Source organism: Pseudomonas guariconensis, from assembly GCF_900102675.1.
Classification (GTDB): Bacteria; Pseudomonadota; Gammaproteobacteria; order Pseudomonadales; family Pseudomonadaceae; genus Aquipseudomonas; species Aquipseudomonas guariconensis.
Genome location: NZ_FMYX01000001.1, coordinates 636,786 through 657,213, shown reverse-complemented (window position 1 = coordinate 657,213; position 20,428 = coordinate 636,786). Strand labels below are relative to the sequence as shown.

Annotated in this window: 20 protein-coding genes; 16 read left to right on the top strand and 4 right to left on the bottom strand. The window is 61.2% G+C overall.

Annotated elements, in window-relative coordinates:
• From BLS27_RS02930 to BLS27_RS02875, 12 genes are all read left to right on the top strand, one after another.
• Positions 1-927 (top strand): FdhF/YdeP family oxidoreductase (locus BLS27_RS02930; protein ID WP_279614950.1); only part of this gene is annotated, 927 nt, incomplete at its 5' end.
• A 64-nt stretch (positions 928-991) separates the two neighbouring features.
• The gene (locus BLS27_RS02925) at positions 992-2,383 is read left to right on the top strand and encodes a cytochrome ubiquinol oxidase subunit I (protein ID WP_043215736.1); all 1,392 of its coding nucleotides are present in this window, start codon (positions 992-994) and stop codon (positions 2,381-2,383) included.
• A 15-nt stretch (positions 2,384-2,398) separates the two neighbouring features.
• Positions 2,399-3,415, top strand: coding sequence for a cytochrome d ubiquinol oxidase subunit II (gene cydB / locus BLS27_RS02920; RefSeq protein ID WP_043215738.1), 1,017 nt, complete (start codon positions 2,399-2,401; stop codon positions 3,413-3,415).
• Between the two features lie 126 nt (positions 3,416-3,541).
• On the top strand, positions 3,542-4,480 hold the full coding sequence (locus tag BLS27_RS02915) for a Dyp-type peroxidase (RefSeq protein ID WP_090343029.1): 939 nt from the start codon (positions 3,542-3,544) through the stop codon (positions 4,478-4,480).
• Positions 4,481-4,753: 273 nt separating this feature from the next.
• Entirely contained in the window at positions 4,754-7,603 is a 2,850-nt protein-coding gene (locus BLS27_RS02910; RefSeq protein WP_090343026.1) for an HD domain-containing phosphohydrolase, read from the top strand.
• Positions 7,604-7,803: 200 nt separating this feature from the next.
• Positions 7,804-8,010, top strand: coding sequence for a tautomerase family protein (locus tag BLS27_RS02905; RefSeq protein WP_043215742.1), 207 nt, complete (start codon positions 7,804-7,806; stop codon positions 8,008-8,010).
• 65 nt (positions 8,011-8,075) lie between these two features.
• On the top strand, positions 8,076-8,786 hold the full coding sequence (locus BLS27_RS02900) for an SDR family NAD(P)-dependent oxidoreductase (protein WP_043215743.1): 711 nt from the start codon (positions 8,076-8,078) through the stop codon (positions 8,784-8,786).
• 115 nt (positions 8,787-8,901) lie between these two features.
• Positions 8,902-9,825, top strand: a complete 924-nt coding sequence (locus BLS27_RS02895) for a LysR family transcriptional regulator (protein WP_090343024.1) — start codon at positions 8,902-8,904, stop codon at positions 9,823-9,825.
• A gap of 200 nt (positions 9,826-10,025) precedes the next feature.
• Positions 10,026-10,547 carry an HvfA family oxazolone/thioamide-modified RiPP metallophore gene (locus tag BLS27_RS02890; RefSeq protein WP_043211809.1) on the top strand — a complete coding sequence of 174 codons (522 nt, stop codon included), beginning with the start codon at positions 10,026-10,028 and terminating at the stop codon, positions 10,545-10,547.
• Positions 10,548-10,610: 63 nt separating this feature from the next.
• Positions 10,611-11,456, top strand: a complete 846-nt coding sequence (locus BLS27_RS02885; protein ID WP_090343021.1) for an HvfB family MNIO-type RiPP peptide maturase — start codon at positions 10,611-10,613, stop codon at positions 11,454-11,456.
• The gene (locus BLS27_RS02880) at positions 11,449-12,180 is read left to right on the top strand and encodes an HvfC family RiPP maturation protein (protein WP_090343019.1); all 732 of its coding nucleotides are present in this window, start codon (positions 11,449-11,451) and stop codon (positions 12,178-12,180) included. The genes BLS27_RS02885 and BLS27_RS02880 overlap by 8 nt, the downstream gene beginning before the upstream one ends.
• Positions 12,181-12,362: 182 nt before the next feature.
• Positions 12,363-12,638 (top strand): hypothetical protein, encoded by a 276-nt coding sequence (locus BLS27_RS02875; protein ID WP_043211816.1) that lies wholly within the window; start codon positions 12,363-12,365, stop codon positions 12,636-12,638.
• A 49-nt stretch (positions 12,639-12,687) separates the two neighbouring features.
• On the opposite strand, the gene BLS27_RS02870 is transcribed toward BLS27_RS02875, so the two are convergent.
• Positions 12,688-13,581, bottom strand: a complete 894-nt coding sequence (locus tag BLS27_RS02870; RefSeq protein ID WP_090343015.1) for a LysR substrate-binding domain-containing protein — start codon at positions 13,579-13,581, stop codon at positions 12,688-12,690.
• A gap of 112 nt (positions 13,582-13,693) precedes the next feature.
• Here BLS27_RS02870 and BLS27_RS02865 point away from each other — a divergent pair, with 112 nt between their 5' ends.
• On the top strand, positions 13,694-14,146 hold the full coding sequence (locus BLS27_RS02865) for a PACE efflux transporter (RefSeq protein ID WP_090343013.1): 453 nt from the start codon (positions 13,694-13,696) through the stop codon (positions 14,144-14,146).
• Positions 14,147-14,225: 79 nt separating this feature from the next.
• Positions 14,226-14,642 (top strand): RidA family protein, encoded by a 417-nt coding sequence (locus BLS27_RS02860; protein ID WP_043211826.1) that lies wholly within the window; start codon positions 14,226-14,228, stop codon positions 14,640-14,642.
• A 124-nt stretch (positions 14,643-14,766) separates the two neighbouring features.
• Here the strand turns inward: BLS27_RS02860 and BLS27_RS02855 are convergent, their stop codons facing one another.
• Together BLS27_RS02855 and BLS27_RS02850 are read right to left on the bottom strand one after the other, a co-directional pair.
• Positions 14,767-15,366 (bottom strand): TetR/AcrR family transcriptional regulator, encoded by a 600-nt coding sequence (locus tag BLS27_RS02855; protein ID WP_090343009.1) that lies wholly within the window; start codon positions 15,364-15,366, stop codon positions 14,767-14,769.
• Positions 15,367-15,389: 23 nt separating this feature from the next.
• Positions 15,390-15,986 carry an NAD(P)H-dependent oxidoreductase gene (locus tag BLS27_RS02850; protein ID WP_090343007.1) on the bottom strand — a complete coding sequence of 199 codons (597 nt, stop codon included), beginning with the start codon at positions 15,984-15,986 and terminating at the stop codon, positions 15,390-15,392.
• A gap of 363 nt (positions 15,987-16,349) precedes the next feature.
• Between BLS27_RS02850 and leuA the strand changes: the two genes are divergently transcribed.
• Positions 16,350-18,044, top strand: a complete 1,695-nt coding sequence (leuA, locus tag BLS27_RS02845) for a 2-isopropylmalate synthase (RefSeq protein ID WP_090343004.1) — start codon at positions 16,350-16,352, stop codon at positions 18,042-18,044.
• An 18-nt stretch (positions 18,045-18,062) separates the two neighbouring features.
• Here leuA and BLS27_RS02840 read toward each other — a convergent pair whose 3' ends face one another.
• A complete protein-coding gene (locus BLS27_RS02840) occupies positions 18,063-18,977 on the bottom strand; it encodes a LysR family transcriptional regulator (protein WP_043211831.1) in 915 nt (304 codons plus the stop codon).
• Between the two features lie 208 nt (positions 18,978-19,185).
• Between BLS27_RS02840 and BLS27_RS02835 the strand changes: the two genes are divergently transcribed.
• Positions 19,186-20,202 (top strand): zinc-dependent alcohol dehydrogenase family protein, encoded by a 1,017-nt coding sequence (locus BLS27_RS02835; protein WP_070574527.1) that lies wholly within the window; start codon positions 19,186-19,188, stop codon positions 20,200-20,202.
• The last annotated feature ends 226 nt before the right edge of the window (positions 20,203-20,428 follow it).

Here is a 20,428-nt window from a genome sequence, read left to right as displayed (position 1 = left end):
AACTTCGCCCAGGCCACGCCCGATACACCGCGCACCCATGCGGCGATGCGCAACTGCGAACTGACGGTGCACATCGCCACCAAGCTCAACCGCTCGCACCTGGTGACCGGCCGTGATGCGTTGATCCTGCCGTGCCTGGGCCGCACCGAAATCGACCTGCAGGCCGAAGGCCCGCAAGGCGTCACGGTCGAAGACACGTTCAGCATGGTGCACATCTCCCACGGCCAGCTCAAACCCCGCTCGCCGCACCTGCGCTCGGAGCCGGCGATCATTGCCGGCATGGCCAAGGCGACCCTGGGCAATCATCCGATCGATTGGGAATGGGTGATCGGCGACTATGCCCGCATCCGTGACCTGATCGCCGACACCATCGTGGGCTTCGAGGATTTCAATGCCCGACTGCAGCAACCGGGCGGTTTCCACCTGGGCAACGCGGCGGCCGAGCGCGAATGGAACACCGCCACCGGCAAGGCTCAGTTCACGCCCAGCGAACTGCCTGAGCAACTGGTCAACGAGGCCGTGCTCGAGCGTGGCGAGCGGCCCGATCTGATTCTGCAGACCCTGCGCTCGCACGATCAGTACAACACCACCCTGTACGGCCTGGACGACCGCTACCGGGGCGTGTTCGGCCTACGCGAGGTGGTGTTCGTCAACGAAGCTGACATCCGCCGCCTGGGCTTTGAGCCCGGCGAGCAGGTGGACATGGTCTCGCTCTGGGAAGACGGCCGTGAGCGGCGCGTATCGGGCTTTCAGTTGGTGCCCTACGACCTGCCTGAAGGCCAGGCCGCGGCGTACTACCCGGAAACCAACCCGCTGGTGCCCCTGGAAAGCTACGGCGACCGGACCTACACGCCCACGTCCAAATTCGTCGCCATCAGGTTGGAAAAGGCGCGGCCCGACAATCTGATCCACACCGTCGCCGAATAACCCTCACGTTCCCCTGTGCACAGGCCCTGGCCGGTAACGGCCGGCGGCCTGCAAGGATATTGTCATGTCGAATCTAGATGCGTTGGACCTGGCGCGGATTCAGTTCGCCTTCACGGTCTCGTTTCACATCATCTTTCCGGCCATCACTATTGGTCTGGCAAGCTTTCTGGCAGTGCTCGAAGGTTGCTGGCTGAAGACCGGCAACGCGGTCTACAAGGACCTTTACCACTTCTGGTCGAAGATCTTCGCCGTCAACTTTGGCATGGGCGTGGTCTCGGGCCTGGTCATGGCTTACGAGTTCGGCACCAACTGGGCGCGTTTTTCAGACTTCGCGGGCAGCGTGACCGGGCCGTTGCTCACCTATGAGGTGCTGACGGCGTTCTTCCTGGAGGCGGGCTTCCTGGGCGTGATGTTGTTCGGCTGGGACCGGGTAGGGCGCAAGCTGCACTTCTTCGCCACCATCATGGTGGCCATCGGCACGCTCATCTCGATGTTCTGGATTCTCTCGTCCAACAGCTGGATGCAGACACCGCAAGGTATCGAGATCGTCGATGGCCGTGTCGTGCCGATGGACTGGTTCAGGATTGTCTTCAATCCGTCGTTCCCGTACCGCCTGGCGCACATGGCGTTGGCCGCATTCCTGTCGACTGCGTTGTTCGTGGGCGCCTCGGCCGCCTGGCACTTACTGCGTGGCCGTGATACGCCACAGGTGCGCAAGATGCTGTCGATGGCCATGTGGATGATCCTGGTGGCCACGCCTGTGCAGGTCGTGGTGGGCGATGCCCACGGGCTCAATACCCTGGAGCATCAGCCGGCCAAGATCGCAGCCATCGAAGGGCACTGGGAAAATATCCCGGGTGAGGCCTCGCCACTGGTGTTGTTCGGCCTGCCGGACATGGACGCCGAAAGGACCCGCTACAGCCTGGAGGTGCCTTACCTGGGCAGCCTGATCCTGACCCACAGCCTGGACAAGCAGATTCCGGCGCTCAAGAGCTTTGCCAAAGAGGACCGACCCAACTCTACGATCATCTTCTGGAGCTTCCGGGTCATGGCTGGACTGGGCATGTTGATGCTGGCTTGTGCACTGCTGGCCTTGGTATTGCGCCGAGGCGGCGCCCTGTACCGCAACCGACTCTTCCTGTGGTTCGCCTTGCTCATGGGGCCTTCGGGCTTGATCGCCTTGCTCGCCGGGTGGTTCACCACCGAGGTCGGCCGTCAGCCGTGGGTGGTCTACGGCATGTTGCGCACCACGCAGGCGGCGTCCAATCACAGCGCCACCCAGATGAGCATCACCCTGGCGCTGTTCGTCCTGATCTACTTCTCGGTGTTCACGGTGGGTATCGGCTACATGATGCGTCTGGTACGCAAAGGGCCGAAGACCCATGAGGCGCACGTATTGCCTGAGCAACCGGGCCAACTTGCGACAGCGCGTCGTCCGCTGTCGGTAGCGGATTGATAGGGGAGCGCAAGCATGGCAATTCAAGGTATCGATTTGTCGGTCATCTGGGGCGTGATCATCGCCTTCGGCCTGATGATGTACGTGATCATGGATGGCTTCGACCTGGGCCTGGGGATCCTGTTTCCCCTGATCAGCGACTCCAGCGAGCGCGATGTGATGATGAACACCGTCGCGCCGGTCTGGGATGGCAATGAAACCTGGGCGGTGTTGGGGGCTGCGGCGCTGTATGGCGCATTTCCGCTGGCGTACTCGGTGATTCTCGAGGCGCTGTACCTGCCGCTGGTGCTGGTTTTGGCCGGGCTGATCTTCCGCGGCGTCGCGTTCGAGTTCCGCTTCAAGGCGCATCCGCGCAAGCGCCACCTCTGGGACAAGGCGTTCATCGGCGGCTCGGTGCTGGCCACGTTCTTCCAGGGCGTTGCCATCGGCACCTATATCTCGGGCATCCCCGTGCAGAACCGCCAGTTCGCCGGCAGCGCGCTGGACTGGCTGGCGCCGTTCCCGCTGTTCTGCGGCGTGGGCTTGATCCTGGCCTACGCGTTGCTCGGCAGCACCTGGTTGCTGATCAAGACCGACGGCATGCTGGAGTCGCGCATGCGCCATTACAGCCGTCCGCTGCTGTATTTGCTGGCAATGGTGATCGTGGTGATCTGTGCTTGGACGGCCTGGCTGCACGCCGACATTGCCCAGCGCTGGTTCGCCGGCAGCCACTGGATCCGCTCTGCGCTGATTGCCGGTTTGGCCGTGCTGGCGGTGGTGGTGATCCAGAAGACCCTGCGCAAGCGCCATTCGCATTTGCCGTTCATGGGAGTGGTGGCCTTGGTGTTTCTCGGCTACCTGGGACTTGCGATCAGCATCTGGCCTAACATCGTGCCGCCCTCGATCAACCTCTGGCAGGCCGCCGCGCCGCTCACAAGCCAGCTGTTTGCCTTGATGGGCGCGCTGTTCATCATTCCCATCATCCTGGCCTACACGTTCTGGAGCTACCACGTGTTCCGCGGCAAGGTCAAAGCGGGGGATGCTTACCACTGACCGCGCCTGGTGTTTGGGCGGGGCCTCTGGCTGGCCTGTGCTATACCGATAGACCAAGCCTGCGTCGCACAGCCGTGCGCAGGCGAAGGTTCCTGCTAGCTGACTGTCAACAAGGCGAAAGCTGTGATGAACATTTCCGAGATCGAACCCCAGGCTGTCGAAACCCCGATCACCCACAGTGCCATTTTCCTCGTGGCTACCTTGAACCCCGGCGACGCCAGCCGGGATTGCGTCCGCGGCTTGTGCGGCGACCTTGCCGGGCTGGTTCGCTCGGTGGGCAAACGGGTACCTTCGGGCAACTTGTCCTGCGTCGTGGGTTTTGGTGCGAGCGTGTGGGATGTGCTGTTCCAGGTACCGCGCCCGGCGTCGTTGCATCCGTTTCGTGAAATCGGCAGTGGCGATCGCGTGGCGGTAGCCACTGCCGGGGACATTCTGCTGCACATCCGCGCCGAACAGATGGACCTGTGCTTCGAGTTGGCTGCGCAGATCATGAAGCGTCTGGAGGGCGCCGTAACGGTGGTCGACGAGGTTCAGGGCTTTCGGTACTTCGACATGCGCAGCATCATCGGTTTCGTCGACGGCACCGAGAACCCCACGGGCCGCGAGGTCGGCAAGTTCACCCTCGTCGGCGACGAAGACCCTTCGTTCGCGGGCGGAAGCTACGTGCTGGTGCAGAAGTACCTGCACGACATGACCGCTTGGAACGGGCTGTCCACGGCGGAGCAGGAACACATCATCGGGCGCACCAAGCTTTCGGACATCGAGCTGGACGAGTCGGTAAAACCCAGCAACTCGCACAGCTCGCTGACCACCCTGGAAGAAAACGGCCAGGAGGTGAAGATCCTGCGCGACAACATGCCGTTCGGGCGCCCTGGGGCAGGGGAGTTCGGCACCTATTTCATCGGGTATGCGCGCTCGCCGGCGCCGATCGAGCAAATGCTGGAGAACATGTTCGTCGGCAAGCCGCCCGGCAACTACGACCGGCTGCTGGACTTCAGCCGTGCCGTCACCGGTGGGCTGTTCTTCGTGCCGTCGGCGACGTTCCTGGCCGTATGCGAACAGTGACCGGTTGATACGACAGCGCCCACGTGACGACGTGGGCGCTGTCGTATCCGGAACGTGCTCGATGTGTCCTTATCGCCTCTCCGAGCCCGCGACTGCGCGGCACTGAGCAAGGGCTACACATCGGGCCAGCACGATCGCGCTGGCTGATTACACTGTTGGAAGCGCCATACATGGAGTACCTGGGATGGGCTGTGTGCTGATCGTTGTCGCTCGCCAGTCGGCGGGCTTTGTGTCCGGGGTATGTGCGGCCAGGTGCCCTGGGGGACTGCGGCGATGAACACCCCCGGGCGTGGCCTTTCTTTGCAGCTTCTGGTGGCGCTGGCAATCATGCTGGGCATGTTGCTGCTGGGCGCAGGCCTGGCCTGGCAGGGCTACAGCGGAGTTCGAGAGACCCTGCTGGCCGCCGCTGGGGATACTGCCCAGCAGGTGGGCAAGACGATCGACGAGCGTGCCCGCCGGCTGGTCGATCCGGTACAGAGCAGTCTGCGGTTGCTGGCCGCCGATCCGCTCGCCGGCGACCTGGCCCAACGCCTGGAGCGGCTCCCGCAACTGGTCGAGAGCCTGAATGCCAACAAGATGCTCAGCGCCGCCTATGTGGGTTACGCCAATGGCGAGTTCCTGCTCGTGCGCAGGCTTCGGGAGCCTCAGCTGCTCGAGCGTTTCGCGGCGCCACCTGGCACGGCCTTCCTGGTGCAGAGCGTTAGCCGGCAGGCGGGCGGGTCGATGTCGGGCCAATGGCGATTCTATGACCGCCAACTCAACCTGCTCCAGGCCCAGGACAAGCCGGACTACCAGTTCGATCCACGCGCGCGCCCGTGGTTCGTCGAGGCTTCAGGGCAAAGCACCACCGTGCTGACCCGCCCTTATGTGTTCTTCACCACCCGCGAGGTCGGCATGACCCTGGCCCAGCGCAGCGTCAAGGGCGAGGCGGTGATCGGCATGGATGTCTCGGTCGATGACCTGGCCAGCGAAAGCCGGGACCTGCGCATGACCGCAGGGACCGAGCTTGCGGTGATCGACGATCAAGGCAGCGTGGTGGCCTATCCGGATCTCAAGCGGGTCATCGTGCACGAGGGCGAGACGGTGCGCCTGTCGCGCATCAGTGAGCTGGGGATTCCCAGCCTTGCGCAGCTGTATGCCGACCAGTCCCAAGGCGCCAGCCCCAAGCGTTTCCAGGTAGACGGGGAAGCCTGGTACGGCATGCGTGTACCGCTCACCAGCTTGGCCGGGCAGGACTTGCAGGTGCTGATCGCCGTGCCTGGTCATGAACTGTTGGCGGGTGCGCGCAAGGTGTTGTTTGAGCAGTTGCTCTGGACCGCGGCGCTGATGGCCGTTTTGCTGGTGCTGGGCGGCTTGCTCGGCCAGCGTATCGGTCGTCCGTTACGTCTGCTGGCCGAGCAGGTGCGCGGCCTGGCAGGTTTCGACTTCAGCCGCGAGGTGGGGGTCAGGTCACGGGTGTCGGAGGTGCGCGAGCTGAGCCAGGTGCTCAGCCGCATGTCCGGGACGATCCGCAGCTTTCAGGCGATCACTCTCACGCTCAGCCGTGAGAGCCAACTCGAACGCATGCTCGAAGGCGTGTTGGCGCACTTGGTCGATGCCGCCGGCGTGCACGCCGGAGCGGTCTACCTGTTCGATGCGGAGCCTGCGCAGTTGCGCCTGGCCACTTGCTGCGGTAGCGAGGCCTATCCAGCGCAGCTCCAGATTCAAGCGGACGATCACCGGGACTTGGCGGCAGTCGTCAGCCATGCCCTTGAACTGTGTGGGCGCAGCCTGGCGGTCGTGCTCAACGACCGAAGTCAGGCGCTGCTCGGCATTCTGGTGCTGCAATTGGAAGCTGATCGGACAGGCGAAGGGGTGGGGCAGCCATTTCGACGCTTTGTCGAGGAGTTGTCCGGCGCCGCGGCCGTGGCCATCGAAACACGTCAGTTGGTCGAGGCTCAGCAACGCCTGCTCGATGCCATGATCAAGTTGTTGGCCGATGCCATCGACGCCAAGAGCCCCTACACGGGAGGTCATTGCGAGCGGGTGCCGCAACTGGCCCAGATGCTGTTGGACAAAGCCGTGCAAGCCGACAGCGGCCCTTATGCCGACTTCACCCTGAGTGATGCCGAGCGCTATGAGTTCCATGTCGCTGCCTGGCTGCACGACTGCGGCAAGGTCACCAGCCCCGAATACGTGGTGGACAAGGCGACCAAGCTGGAAACCCTCTACAACCGCATCCATGAAATACGCATGCGCTTCGAAGTGCTCTGGCGCGATGCCGAGCTCGATTACTGGCGTGGGCTGGCCAGCGGCGCGGATCAACCGCCACTGCAGCGTACGCTCGAGCGCGCCCAGGCCGAACTGCAGGAAGCGTTTGCCTTCGTTGCCAAGGCCAATATCGGTGGAGAGTTCATGCAGGAGCAGGACATCGAGCGACTGCAGCGTATCGGCCAGCGGCGTTGGCAACGGCACTTCGACAATCGGCTGGGGCTCTCGCGGGACGAGGAAGAGCGATTGGCAGGTGTTCCTCCCGTGCCGTTGCCGGCCGATGAGCTGCTGCTGGCTGACCGCGATGATCACCGGATGCCCTGGGGGGCGCGCAAGCCACCTGTGGCCAAGGATGACCCGCGCAACATCTGGGGCTTCGACATGCGCCTGCCGGCTCATGCCAGTAACGCCGGTGAGCTGTACAACCTCTCGATCCGCCGCGGCACGCTCAACGAGGAGGAGCGCTTCAAGATCAACGAGCACATCGTGCAGACCATCATCATGCTCGACTCACTGCCGTTCCCACGTCATCTCAAGCGTGTCTCGGCCATCGCCGGCAGCCACCATGAGCGAATGGATGGCGCGGGCTATCCGCGCCGGCAGGGCAGGGATGACTTGGGGATTCCTGAGCGGATCATGGCCATTGCCGATATCTTCGAGGCTCTGACCGCTGCCGATCGGCCTTACAAACCGGCCAAGACCCTGTCCGAGTCGGTGAAGATCCTGGTCACGATGGCCCGCGACAACCACATCGATGGGCAACTGTTGCGGTTGTTCCTCACTAGCGGGGTGTACCAGGAATATGCGCAGCGGTTCTTGCGTCCCGAGCAGATCGACGAGGTGAATGTGTCGTATTGGGTGGGGCAGCTTTAACGTGTAACTGGGCTGTATCGGTCCGATCAGCCCACCCTGGGCGAGTCTCGTGAAGACGCGGTCGCTTGCCCGCGCTATTTGATACACCGCATCACAAATGAAGTGCTCCGGCCTGTATTTATCCTTCCATGGCAACTTTCTACAGTCTTCTCCACCTGCTGCCCCGTCATTCCGACACCGCAGCGAACGGAGAGCACACCATGCCTTTCATCAGCGTACGTATCACTCGCGACGGCGTCACCGCGCAGCAAAAGGCCCAGGTGATCCAGGAGATCACCCAAACCATGGAGCGTGTCCTGAACAAGGACCCAGCGCTCACCCATATCGTGATCGAAGAGATCGACACGGATAACTGGGGGTACGCGGGCATGACCACGACGGCCTATCGCAAGCAGCAGGCGCAGTGAGCTGTTCGCGCAAAACGCTAGCGCAACGCTTTTCCTGAACTCATCGCTTTGACCGAGGAATCACCATGAACACTTCAAGCAAGGTCGTCATTGTTACCGGCGCCTCCCAAGGCATTGGCGCAGGCGTCGTCAAGGGCTTTCGCGAACGCGGCTGGCAGGTGGTCGCCACCTCCCGCTCCATCCAGCCGTCGAGCGACCCGGACATCCTGACCATCGCTGGCGACATCGCCGACCCGCAGACTGCCGAGCGCGTCGTTGGCGAGGCGATCGCCCGCTTCGGGCGGATAGACACCCTGGTCAACAACGCCGGCATCTTTGTCGCCAAGCCGTTCACCCACTACACCCATGCCGATTACGCGCAGGTCGTGGCGACCAACATGAGCGGCTTTTTCTACATTACCCAGCAGGCGATGGTGGAAATGGAAAAGCAAGGGCGCGGCCATGTCGTCAGCATCACCACCAGTCTGGTCGATCATGCGATCGACGGCGTGCCTTCGGTATTGGCGTCCCTGACCAAGGGCGGGATCAATGCGGCGACCCGATCCCTGGCGATCGAATATGCCAAGCGCGGCATTCGGGTCAACGCGGTCTCTCCAGGCATCATCAGAACGCCGATGCATGCTGCTGAAACCCACGAGGCGCTGGGCAAGCTGCACCCGGTCGGTCATATGGGCGGGATTGACGATATCGTGCAGGCGATCCTGTACCTGGAGGGCGCAGGTTTCGTCACCGGCGAGATCCTGCATGTAGACGGTGGCCAGAGCGCAGGCCATTGATCCGAAGGTGGCTTTACCGGCTCGCACGGGCGGTAAAGCCGTTGGGGTCACGATGCTTTTCTGTTGCCGGGTGTGGTAAAGATCTGCCTTAGGATCTTCCTACCCGGTACCTGTGATGAAGCGCCATTTCGACGATTTGCAGTTGGGCAGCATCGAATTGTTCTGCCTGGCTGCAGAGGCCGGTAGTTTCACTGCCGCGGCCCAGCTTGCCGGTGTTACCCCCGCGGCGGTCAGCCGCTCGATTCTTCGTCTGGAGAAGCGACTGGGGTCGCGACTCTTTGCCAGAACCACCCGCAGCATCCGCCTGACCGAGGCCGGGCGAACCTTCTTCGAGCAGTGCAGCCAGGCGCTCAGTCAACTGGTGGAAGCCCAGCAAACCGTCATGGGTGCGCAGGCGACACCGTCTGGGCGTTTGCGTATCAGCCTGCCGACCACCTACGGGCATCACCGCATCCTTCCGTTGCTGCCGCTGTTTCGCGAGCGCTATCCGCAGGTCACCGTGGAGATTCACCTGGGCAACCGGAACATCGACTTCGTGGCGGAGGGGTACGATCTGGCGATCCGGGTCAGGGCTCAGCCGGATTCGACGCTGGTCGCGCGCTTGCTCGAAGACGCCAAGCTGGTCGTGGTGGCCTCGCCTGCGTATCTGGCCAAGGCCGGCACACCGCAGGTGCTTGAGGATCTGGAGGCTCACGAGTGCATTCAGTTCGAGCTGCCCAGCAGTGGGCGGCGGATTTCGTGGCTGTTCCAGGAGCAAGGCCGAGAGCGAGAGATCTTCACCGACGGTGGCTATGCCTGCTCCGACGATGTCCTGGGCGGTGTCACGCTCGCTGAACACGGTGCGGGGCTTTTCCAGACCTACAAGTTCATTGTCGAGCAACAGCTGGCCGATGGCCGTTTGATCGAGGTTCTCGCCGCTTATGGCGGGCGTTCCCGGCCCTATACCTTGCTGTATCCCCATGGGCGCTCCATTCCTCAGCGGGTCAGGGTCTTCGTGGACTTTCTGCTGCAGTACCGCGAGCAATGGGCAGCGCTGTAATCCGACGCCTGGGCTGAATGTATCTCTGTGTATCTAAGCGCCTGCTTGCAAGGCTTCGCTTACAAATGCCGCTACCTGCGGATACGTGCGCGATACACGCGTGAGGCCAAATGAACCTGCCTGAACGAAACGGCCCTAGGCCACGTTCCCCGGCACGTTCGCCCTAGCGGCCAATCGCATAGATATTTCGGAGAATCACCATGTCCCGTTCCCAGTTCCCAAGCAAGACCCGCCTCGGCCTGCTCACCATCGCCCTGGTCGGAGGCATCAACATGACATCCGCCGCCTTTGCCGTGGACGCAATGCCCCAGGGCTATCAGCTTGCTTCCGCGCAAAAAGCCGGGGAGGGCAAGTGTGGTGAGGGCAAGTGCGGTGCCAGTGGTGCCAAGGCGACCCAGACTGAAGGCAAGTGCGGCGAGGGCAAATGCGGTGCCGATGGCGCCCAGGCCAAGGCGACCCAGGCTGAAGGCAAGTGCGGGGAGGGCAAGTGTGGCGATGCCTCCTTTGCCCGTACCGACACCAACCATGATGGCCGGGTCTCGCGTGCCGAGCTGCTGGCGGTCGCGCCCAAGGCCAATGCCGAGTTCGATGCCATCGACGCCAATCACGACGGCTTCCTCTCCGAGGGTGAGGTGTACCAGTTCCGCAAGAACCAGTTCGACGCCAACGGCAAGCCATTCCCTTCCGATCTGTACAGCAAGTTGAGCCAGGCCAGGAACTGACCTTCGCTGATCGCCTCCCCGAGCACGTCGGCCGGGGAGGCGACAGCCCCCAGGAGATCACCCATGAGTACTTCGTTTGCCTTGCACGGTGCCGGGCTCGGCCTGCGTCGGTCGCTTTTGCCTGAGCTGCTGAACATGGATGTTGGGGCGGTGGATTTTCTCGAGTGTGCGCCAGACAACTGGATCGGCGTCGGCGGCGCCTACGGTGAGAGCCTGGCCCGCCTGGCCGAGCGCTTTCCGCTGTCCTGCCACGGCCTTTCGTTGTCCCTTGGTGGCCCCGAACCGCTGGATCATGAGTTCTTGCGGCGCATCCGTGCCTTTCTCGACCAGCATGATGTCCCGCTGTTCAGCGAACACCTGAGCTATTGCAGCGATGACGGCCATTTGTACGACCTGATCCCCATGCCTTTCACCGATGAAGCGGTGCGCCATACTGCCAGGCGCATTCGTGAGGTTCAGGATGCCCTCGGTCGACGCATCGCTGTGGAGAACATTTCCTACTATGCGGCGCCTTACCAGGCGATGTCCGAGATCGATTTCTTGTGCGCGGTGCTGAATGAGGCCGACTGCGATCTGTTGCTGGACATCAACAACCTGGTCGTCAACGCCTGCAACCACGGTTACGACGCTGACGCTTTCCTTGCCCGTGTGCCAGCCGGGCGGGTGGCTTGCCTGCATGTGGCCGGTCATTACGATGAAGCGCCTGATCTTAAGATCGATACCCACGGTGCTGCGGTGCAGCATGACGTCTGGCAATTGTTGCACAGCGCCTACCAGTACCTGGGGGTGGTGCCGACTTTGCTGGAGCGCGATTTCAATTTCCCGCCACTTGCCGAACTGCTCGGCGAGGTGGAGGCCATCCGGATGCTGCAGGTCGCCGCGCAAGCGCCGGAGGTGCGTCATGGCTGAGACTTTGCGCGAACAGCAACTGTGCATGAGCCGTTTCATTCGCGATCCGCACGCCAACCCTGCACCGCCCGGCATCGAAGCGCGGCGCCTGGCGGTGTACCGACAACTGTTTCTGGGCAATATGCGGTCGCTGCTGGCTGGCAGCTTCCCTGTGCTGAGCGCCACGTTGCCCCAGGCGCAATGGCAATCGCTGACTGCGGATTTCTATGCCAGCCACCGCTGCAAGACGCCGTTGTTCACTGAAGTGGCAGGCGAGTGGGTCAACTACCTGGAGACCCGCGCCGACCTGCCGGGCTGGGTCGCCGAACTGGCCCACTATGAATGGGTCGAGACCCTGTTGTTGCTTAGCGACGCCACCGACGCGTCCCATGATCCAGAGGGCGACCTGCTCGACGGTGTGCCGCTGCTATCGAGCCTTGCCATGCCCTTGGCCTATGCCTGGCCGGTCAGCCATATCGGCCCCGACCACATTCCGCTGGCAGCACCAGCCGAACCCACGTTGTTGCTGGCGCGACGCGGTGCAGACCAGAAAATCCACTTCGCGCGGCTTGCGCCGTTGGCCCATGCGCTGCTGGTGTCAATGCAACAGCAACCGCTCACCGGTCGGGAACACCTCGCCGTGGTAGCTGATTGGGGGGGTGTCGAACGAGCGGCTATCGAATCCCAAGGCAGTGCGTTGCTCCATAACCTCAAAGCCCAAGGCGTCGTCATCGGCACCGCGTGACCAATCAAGCGCTTGACGTCAGGCTGCAGGCTAGGAGTCGTGGCGTTTTGAGCCGTAAATGCCGGGCCTGTGGTTGTTAAGGCATTTGGTCTGAAATTGCTGAAGAAAATGCATAGCGCGACGACTTCTGCCACTCATACAGGAACACAGATCTTCCTGTGTTTGACTTGAGGTAAGCGATCATGGCTAACAATCAAGACAACCGTGGCGACCAAGGCGGCAGCACCGGCGCAGGTCAACAAGGTGGCCAAGGGTCCAATCAGCAAAAAGGTGGCTCCGAATCCGGCCGTAAGCCTGAGGACAAAATGAACAAGGATTGGGATCGCTCCCGGGATTCGGGAAGCCAAGGTGGGCAGTCTGGCCAGAACATGACCGACCAAAAGAACCCCTCGCAGCAAGACCGCATGGGTGGGCAACAGCCGCAAGGCGACACTGAAAAGTGGGACAAAGACCGCTGATTGCCTTTGAACCGCGCTGGGGTGGATAAACCGCCCTGGCGCACCGGATTCACGCCATGGTGGCCGCCGCCGCTTCTTCCAACCACGTCAGCAACGCTTTCATTTCTTCCTGTCGCTCTCGGCCCGGCACGCACACCGCCATGTAACGTGGCCCTGGCAGGCTGATTTCAGGCCTGAAGGTCATCAGTTCACCTCGCTTGAGGCTGTCGGCCACCAGCACGTTGCTTGCCAGCACCAATCCATGGCCCGCGATGGCGGCCGCCAACGCATAATGCTCATCATCGAACTCACGCATGCGTGCCCGTCCCAGCCAGTGCGCACAGCCGGCGGCTGCACACCAGCTTTGCCAATTGATCGTGTCGCCTTGCGGAATCTGCCAGCGGAGGTCTATCAGCTGCAATTGGTTCTCATCCAGGCGGGCCAGCACGGCTGGTGCGGCATAGACCGAGAAGCGTTCGTTCATCAGTGGCTGGCTGAACAGCTTCGGATCTGGGCGGCTGACGGCTCGAATGGCGATGTCGACGCTGGAGTCACGTAACAGGTCCACCAGCTCGTTACGGGTGTCGACCCGTATGTCCAGCTGCGGGAAAGCACGATAGAAAGCGCCGAGCCTTGGGATCAGCCAGCTCGCGGCCAAACCGGGCGTCGTGGTGAGGGTGAGGGTCAGCGAAGTGGTTTTCGGCAGGAAGTGTTCCAGGCTCCGGCTGATATCGAGGAACGCTTGGTGGACCTGGCGATAGAGCTGTTCGCCTTGCTCGGTCAGTGCCACGCCTTGCCCGGAGCGCTCGAACAGCAACGTGCCAAGCCGGGCCTCCAGCGCCTTGACCTGGTGGGAAATGGCCGCCGGTGTGACAGACAGTTCCTCGGCGGCGGTCTTGAAACTGCCTAGGCGTGCCGCAGCCTCGAAGCTGCGCAGCGCGTTGAGCGCAAGCGTGGAGAACACCCACCACCTCCCTGGATGAATTGGATTGGGACCGGCTCAATTTATCTCATTTTTCCTGGCTTTCATCGGGCGCTAAGGTGAGCGGCACTCGCTCAATCATAGGTGCATCGTCATGCAAGGCCCTCTTCGAAAAGTCGTACAGGCTGTGCTTTATGAAGCCATCGCCGTCGCCGTTCTGTCACCTGCAATCGCCCTGGTCTACAAGAATGGCTTGGCGCATGCCGGTGCCCTGTCGTTGATGCTGTCTGCCAGCGCCTTGCTTTGGAACGTGGTGTACAACTACCTGTTCGAGTTCTGGGAGAGCCGTCAGGCGAACCGGGCGCGTACTGTCGGAAGGCGTCTGCTTCATTCGGTGGGGTTCGAAGGCGGGCTGGTGGTGCTGTTGGTGCCCTTGGTCGCCTGGTGGCTGCAGATCTCGTGGTGGGCCGCATTGGTGACCGATCTGGGGTTGTTCGTGTTTTTCTTCTTCTATGCATTGGTATTTCAGTGGAGCTTCGATCGTGTGTTCGATGTGCCTCTGTCGGCGCAGGGCAAGGCGCCGGCCGATGCGTGCACTGGGCCTTGAAAGCGCCTTCGGGCTGCACGCTTGACCTTAGGTTAACTCGAGGTTTCAGAATGCCCGCTCTCACCACTGGAGTAGCCCTATGTTCAACGATTCTCGTCCTGTGTTCGAGCTGTCCAATCCAGCTGGGTTGTATGACCCGCGCGATAATGGATATTCCCACGTCGCGGCAGTGGCACCTGGGACCAGGCTGTTGTTCATCGCCGGGCAAGGCGGTGAGGATGTCCATGGGCGACTGCCATCGGCGTTCTCTGAGCAGGCCAGACAGGCATTGGCCAACCTGAGCACCGCACTCCAATCGCAGGGCGCAAGCTTGCATCAAGTGTTCAAGCTGACCTTGCTGATCGTCGATCATGATGAGCATCGCCTGCGCGAGTGGGTCAGGGAGGTCGATCGGGTCTGGAAGGACAGGGCGCCCGTCTGTACGTTGATTCCGGTGTCACGACTGGCGCTGGATGGGATGCTTGTGGAAATTGAGGCGGTGGCTGCTTGTAGCTGAGCGGCATTCGCGAAACCTTACGGGCACAGGCTTCGCCCATGTCCATTGGATTGCGACAACTAAATTGAGCAAGACCATTTCTTGCACTTCGATCGCGGTAAGCGTTGTTGCAGTGTGTCGCAGTTCAGCCGCTGCGTTTGACCATGCCCAGTATGGTCTGGCGCAGCTCTTGCTTTGCCTGCTCTGCAGTGATGTCTCCCACTACCGCAGCATCGGACAGGGCGTCGGCGGCGCCAAGCATGGCCCACAGGCTAGCGCTCGATAGGCCAGCGGAGCCGGCGAAGGGCGCAAACACGTCCGCACATTTTTGGATGAATGCTTTCTGATATCGGCGTTTGACGGCCGCAAGCTCCGGAGACCCGCTGAGTGCCGCCAGGACCCCTTGGATCTCACGCCCTTGTGTCAGCACGCAATCGACATAGGCAGCGGCGAAGATACGTGCTTTGTCCGTCAACGTGGGCTCGGCGGTTGCGACGGCGGCATCGAAAAGGGCTGTCTGGCGGATGTCGTAGTCTTCGTAGAGGGCGGCGAGCAGGCCATTGCGGGTTCCGAAGTGATCGTAAACCACAGGTTTGGTGATGCCTGCTACATCGGCCAGGCGACCCAGCGTGAGGGCATCCGTACCCTCATCGCCGATCAATGCCCAGGAGGCCTCCAGCAACTGGCGGGTGCGGGCTTCTCGGGGCAGGCGTCGGCGCGAAGGTACGGAAGTTGGTGAAGTCATGCTGCCGATTGTCCCACTCTTGTTCAGTGCTGGGAAGCTGCCATACCGGCGCCTATCTTGTACGCAGTCTCCAGATGAACCTGCGGATAACCCTCATCCGATGCCAGAAGCAAGGTGGAGCTGTGCACACGGGCTCCGCAGTAATCGAAAATCCCGTGGTCGATCTGGGTCTTCATCGCAGGCCCGTAGCCGTGTCGAGTGAAGGTCCCTTCATCGGCGCCGCCAACGGCAACCAGGTGAACCTGCAGACGCTGCAGCTTTTTCACGACTTTGCCATTGCCACTGTCCTCGTAGGCCCAGCCCATCGAAAACACCCGATCAATCCAGCCTTTGAGCAAGGCAGGGAATGACCACCAATAGATCGGGTAAACAATGACCAAGGCATCGGCACGATCCAGTCGCTCTTGCTCACTGGCCACGTCAGCAGGCGCTGCGGCTTGTTTCATGAAGAGCGCTTGATCCTCTTGGTTGAAACGCGGATCGAAACCTTCGGCCGCGAGATCTGCAAATTCACTAGTGTGCTGCGCGTCAGAAGCGGCTATGCCCAGGGCGACGTGCCGGGCAATGGCATGAGTCAAGGAATCGGGATTGGGGTGGGCGACGACGATCAGGCTGTGCATGGCGATACTCCGGCAGTTTGGCGAGCGGCTGTCGAGATCATAGGTGTCCGCTGGCTGTTAGCTACGAAAAGTAACCTACCATTGGTAACTTGTCGAATGTCTTGCGCAGTGCCGGGCGACGGTACCGATTTGTAAGGTCGATCACTGTAGAACGGTGTTTCGGTAGAAAAGTTCTTGTCTTTGAACTATACGGCTATAAAAACCCAATTATTCGAAGTACATAGCAATGTATGTTGGAAATTTGGCATTTGTGAGCGATAAAACGCAATCCTCCTGAAGCGGCCAGGGTTTAGATTGGATCCAATGTCGCTCCGGTTCTGTTCGGGCGGCTACACAGCAAACCCAGGCAGAGGAGAAGCCGCCATGATGTTGAAGGATCCTTCCCGTAAGTATCGCCATTTCGCCACAGTCAATTTGCCAGACCGCCAATGGCCCAATCGCGTTCAAAAGGCCGCTCCCCTGTGGTGCAGTGTCGACATGCGTGACGGTAACCAGGCACTGATCGAGCCGATGAACGCTGAACGCAAGCGGCGTTTTTTCGACTTGCTGGTGAAAGTCGGTTTCAAACAGATTGAGGTAGGTTTCCCGGCCGCCTCACAAACCGACTTCGACTATGTGCGTGAATTGATCGAGAGCGGCGCCATTCCCGAGGATGTCACTATTCAGGTCATGACCCAGGCGCGCACTCACCTGATCGAACGTACTTTCGAAGCGCTCAAGGGCGTGCCACGGGCCATCGTGCATGTTTATAACGCCACTGCTCCCGTGTTTCGTGATGTGGTGTTCGGCGTGGATCGGGCTGGCTGCATCGAGATTGCCACTCAGGCCACCCGTGAGATCAAGGCGCTGATGCAGGCCAACCCGCAGACGCAGTGGACTTACCAATATTCGCCTGAAACCTTTTGCTTCACCGAGCTCGACTTTGGCCTGGAAATCTGTGAAGCGGTGATCGATGTATTCGATCCGACACCAACCAACAAGATGATCCTGAATCTGCCCACTACCGTGGAAGTCTCCACCGCTAACGTGTTTGCTGACCAGATCGAATGGTTTTGCCGCCATGTACGCAAGCGTGACAGTGTGATCATCAGCGTCCACCCACACAATGATCGTGGTACCGGCGTGTCTACTGCCGAGCAGGCCTGCCTGGCGGGAGCCGAGCGGGTCGAGGGGACGTTGTTCGGCAATGGTGAGCGTACCGGTAATGTCGATCTTCTGACCTTGGCGATGAACCTCTATACCAGTGGCATCAGTCCAGGGCTGGATTTCTCCGACATCATCCACGTCCAGCGCGAGGTCGAGTTGTGTAACCAGTTGCCGACCCACCCACGTCACCCCTACGCGGGAGAATTGGTATTCACGGCATTTTCCGGTTCTCACCAGGACGCTATCAAGAAAGGCTTCGCCCGCCGCCAAAGCGATCCCGACGGTTTCTGGGAGGTTCCGTACCTGCCGATCGATCCGGCCGACATGGGACGTAGTTATGAAGCCGTCATCCGGGTCAACAGCCAGTCAGGCAAGGGTGGTGTGGCCTATCTGCTGGAGCAGCAGGGTATCGTCCTGCCGCGCCGGTTGCAGATGGAATTCAGCGGGCTGGTGCAGCAGGTTGCCGATAGCGAAGGCAGGGAGATCACCCGTGAGATGATTTGGTCGTGCTTCACCGAACACTATCTGGAGCAGGGCAATCCATACACCTTGCTGCAACCGGTGCTCGCCACGGACGAAACCCGTACGTACCTTGACGCACAACTGGCAATTGACGGTGAGCACCTGGCGCTTGCTGGCGAAGGCAACGGCCCATTGGCCGCGCTGGTAGATGCGCTTGCCCAACAAGGTCTGGCCTTCGATATTGCCGATTACCACGAGCACGCTGTGCGTGATGGCGCCCAGTCCGAAGCCATCGCTTACATCGAGATACGTGTCAACAACCAGCTGCTGTTTGGAGTGGGCAGGGACGGCAGCGTGCTCCAGGCATCACTCATGGCTGTCGTGAGCGCTGTCTGCCGTGCCACGCGTCTGGGATTGCTCAAGTCTCTGAGCGTAACCGCCACGGCTTAGGCAGACCGCGCTTGGCGATCAAAGGCTGTCAGGATCGCCGAAGAACATCTGAATCCGCGACCTCAACCACCGCTCGGCCGGGTCGTTGTCCTGTGCGCCGCGCCAGGCCATGTGCAGCTCGAAGGTGCGCACGTCCAGGGGGAGGTCTTCGGCGCGCAGGCCGCCGGCGGCGGTCAGTGCGTCGGCGGTGTAGTCGGGCACCGTGGCGACGATGTCGGTGCCCGCCAACAGGCTACCCAGGCCGTTGAACTGCGGCACGGCCAGGACCACATGGCGCTTGCGGCCGATCTGTTCGAGGGCTTCGTCGATGAAGCCGGACAGATCGCCTGCGAACGACACCAGGGCATGGGGCCGTGCACAGAAGTCATCGAGGCTCAGGCTGCCGGGCATGCTATCGGCGCGCAGCAACTTGGGCTGGCTGCGGCGCAGGATCTTGCGCTTTGCGTTGGCTGGCAGTTCATTGGTGTAGCTCACGCCTACCGAGATCTCGCCAGAGGCGAGCAATGTGGGCATCAGCAGGTAGTTGACCCGACGCACCACCAGCACGATGCCCGGCGCTTCGGCGCGAATCCGTTTGAGCAACAGCGGCAGCAAGGCGAATTCGGCATCGTCGGAGAGGCCGATGCGAAACACCGAGGTGCTGGTGGCTGGGTCGAAGTCGGCGGCGCGGCTGACGGCCGTGGAGATCGAGTCCAGCGCCGGCGAGAGCAGGGCGAAGATCTCATGAGCCCTGGCCGAGGGCTCCATGCTGCGGCCGGTACGCACGAACAGCGGGTCATCGAAGAGGGTACGCAGGCGCGACAGGGCGGCACTGATCGCCGGCTGGCCGAGGAACAGCTTCTCGGCGGCACGGGTCACACTGCGTTCGTGCATGAGTGTCTCGAACACGATCAGCAGGTTCAGGTCTACGCGGCGCAGGTCGTTACGGTTCATCGAAGAGTGCTCGGCCTAGAGTAGGTCAGGGATGAATCTTAAGGCCAAAGGCTGGTACCCTGCACCGATTTCCGGGGACCAATGCACGGATTTGCCAGGAGCCCAATCGATGACAGGCATGTCAACTATTAATAGCCACTGATGGTCTTACGGTAAAAGCCCGGATAAAGTCCGTGGTAATACGAGATTCACGAAGGCGAGGTATGTGATGTCCCGCATGATTCGTTTCCACAAGTTCGGCGCCGCCGACGTTCTGCGCTGCGAAGAGCAGACCGAGCCGTCCCCCGCGACGGGCGAGGTGCAGATCCGCGTCCAGGCGATTGGCGTCAGCTGGTACGACGTGCTCTGGCGGCAGAACCTGGCACCCTCCCAGGCACGCCTGCCGGCGGGCATCGGTCATGAAATGGCCGGGGTAGTGACGGCGGTCGGCGAGGGCGTCGAGGATATCGCCGTGGGCGATCGGGTAGCCAGCTTTCCGGCCACCAGCGCCAACGAACACCCGGTCTATGGCGATGTCATCGTCCTGCCGCGTACCGCCATCACCCGTTATCCCGACATCCTGACGCCGATCGAAGCCAGCGTGCATTACACACCGCTGCTGATTGCCTACTTCGCCTACGTCGACCTGGCCCGTGCGAAAGCCGGCCAGACTGCATTGGTCACTGACGCCAGCCATTGCGCGGGGCCTGCCTTCGTGCAACTGGGCAAGGCATTGGGTCTGAAGGTGTTTGCCGCCACCAAGGACCCCGAGCAGCGCGACTACCTGCTGAGCCTTGGCGCCGAGAAAGTGATCGTCACCGAAGAGCAGGACCTGCTCATGCAGGTGGCCAAATACACCGATGGCCGTGGCGTCGACATGGTCCTGGACGGCATGGGCGGGCCGCAGATGTCGCTGCTTGGAGATGTCCTGGCACCGCGTGGCAGCCTGGTGCTGTACGGCCTGCAGGGCGGAAACCAGACGCCATTCCCGGCCTGTGCGGCGTTTCAGAAGAACATTCAGTTCTACGTGCACTGCATCGGCAATTTCACCGGTAAGCCGGAGCTGGGCATTGCGCAGGACCAAGTTGCCTTGCAACGTGCCCTGCGTGACATCAATCAGTTCACCGCCGATCAGTTGCTGACACCCCAGATCAGCAAGGTCTATCCATTCACCGATGTGGTCGAGGCACATCGCGAGATGGATGAATGCCCCTGTGGGGGGCGGATCGTCTTGACGATGGGTTAATGCCAAGCTTGTCATCGTGCAAAAAAAGCCCGGGCCTTTGGTCCGGGCTTTTTCTTTGGGTCGAGCTAAAGATAATTCCTACGCATCATTGAATATTGTCTTACAGGTAGAAGTTGACAATTAATAAATGAGGTGTGGGGCCGCAATCATGCAATTACGTCTTAACTTTTAACGATTAAAGCGGACGTGGGTGAATGGTTTTTTTACCCAGATCTGTATCTTTTAT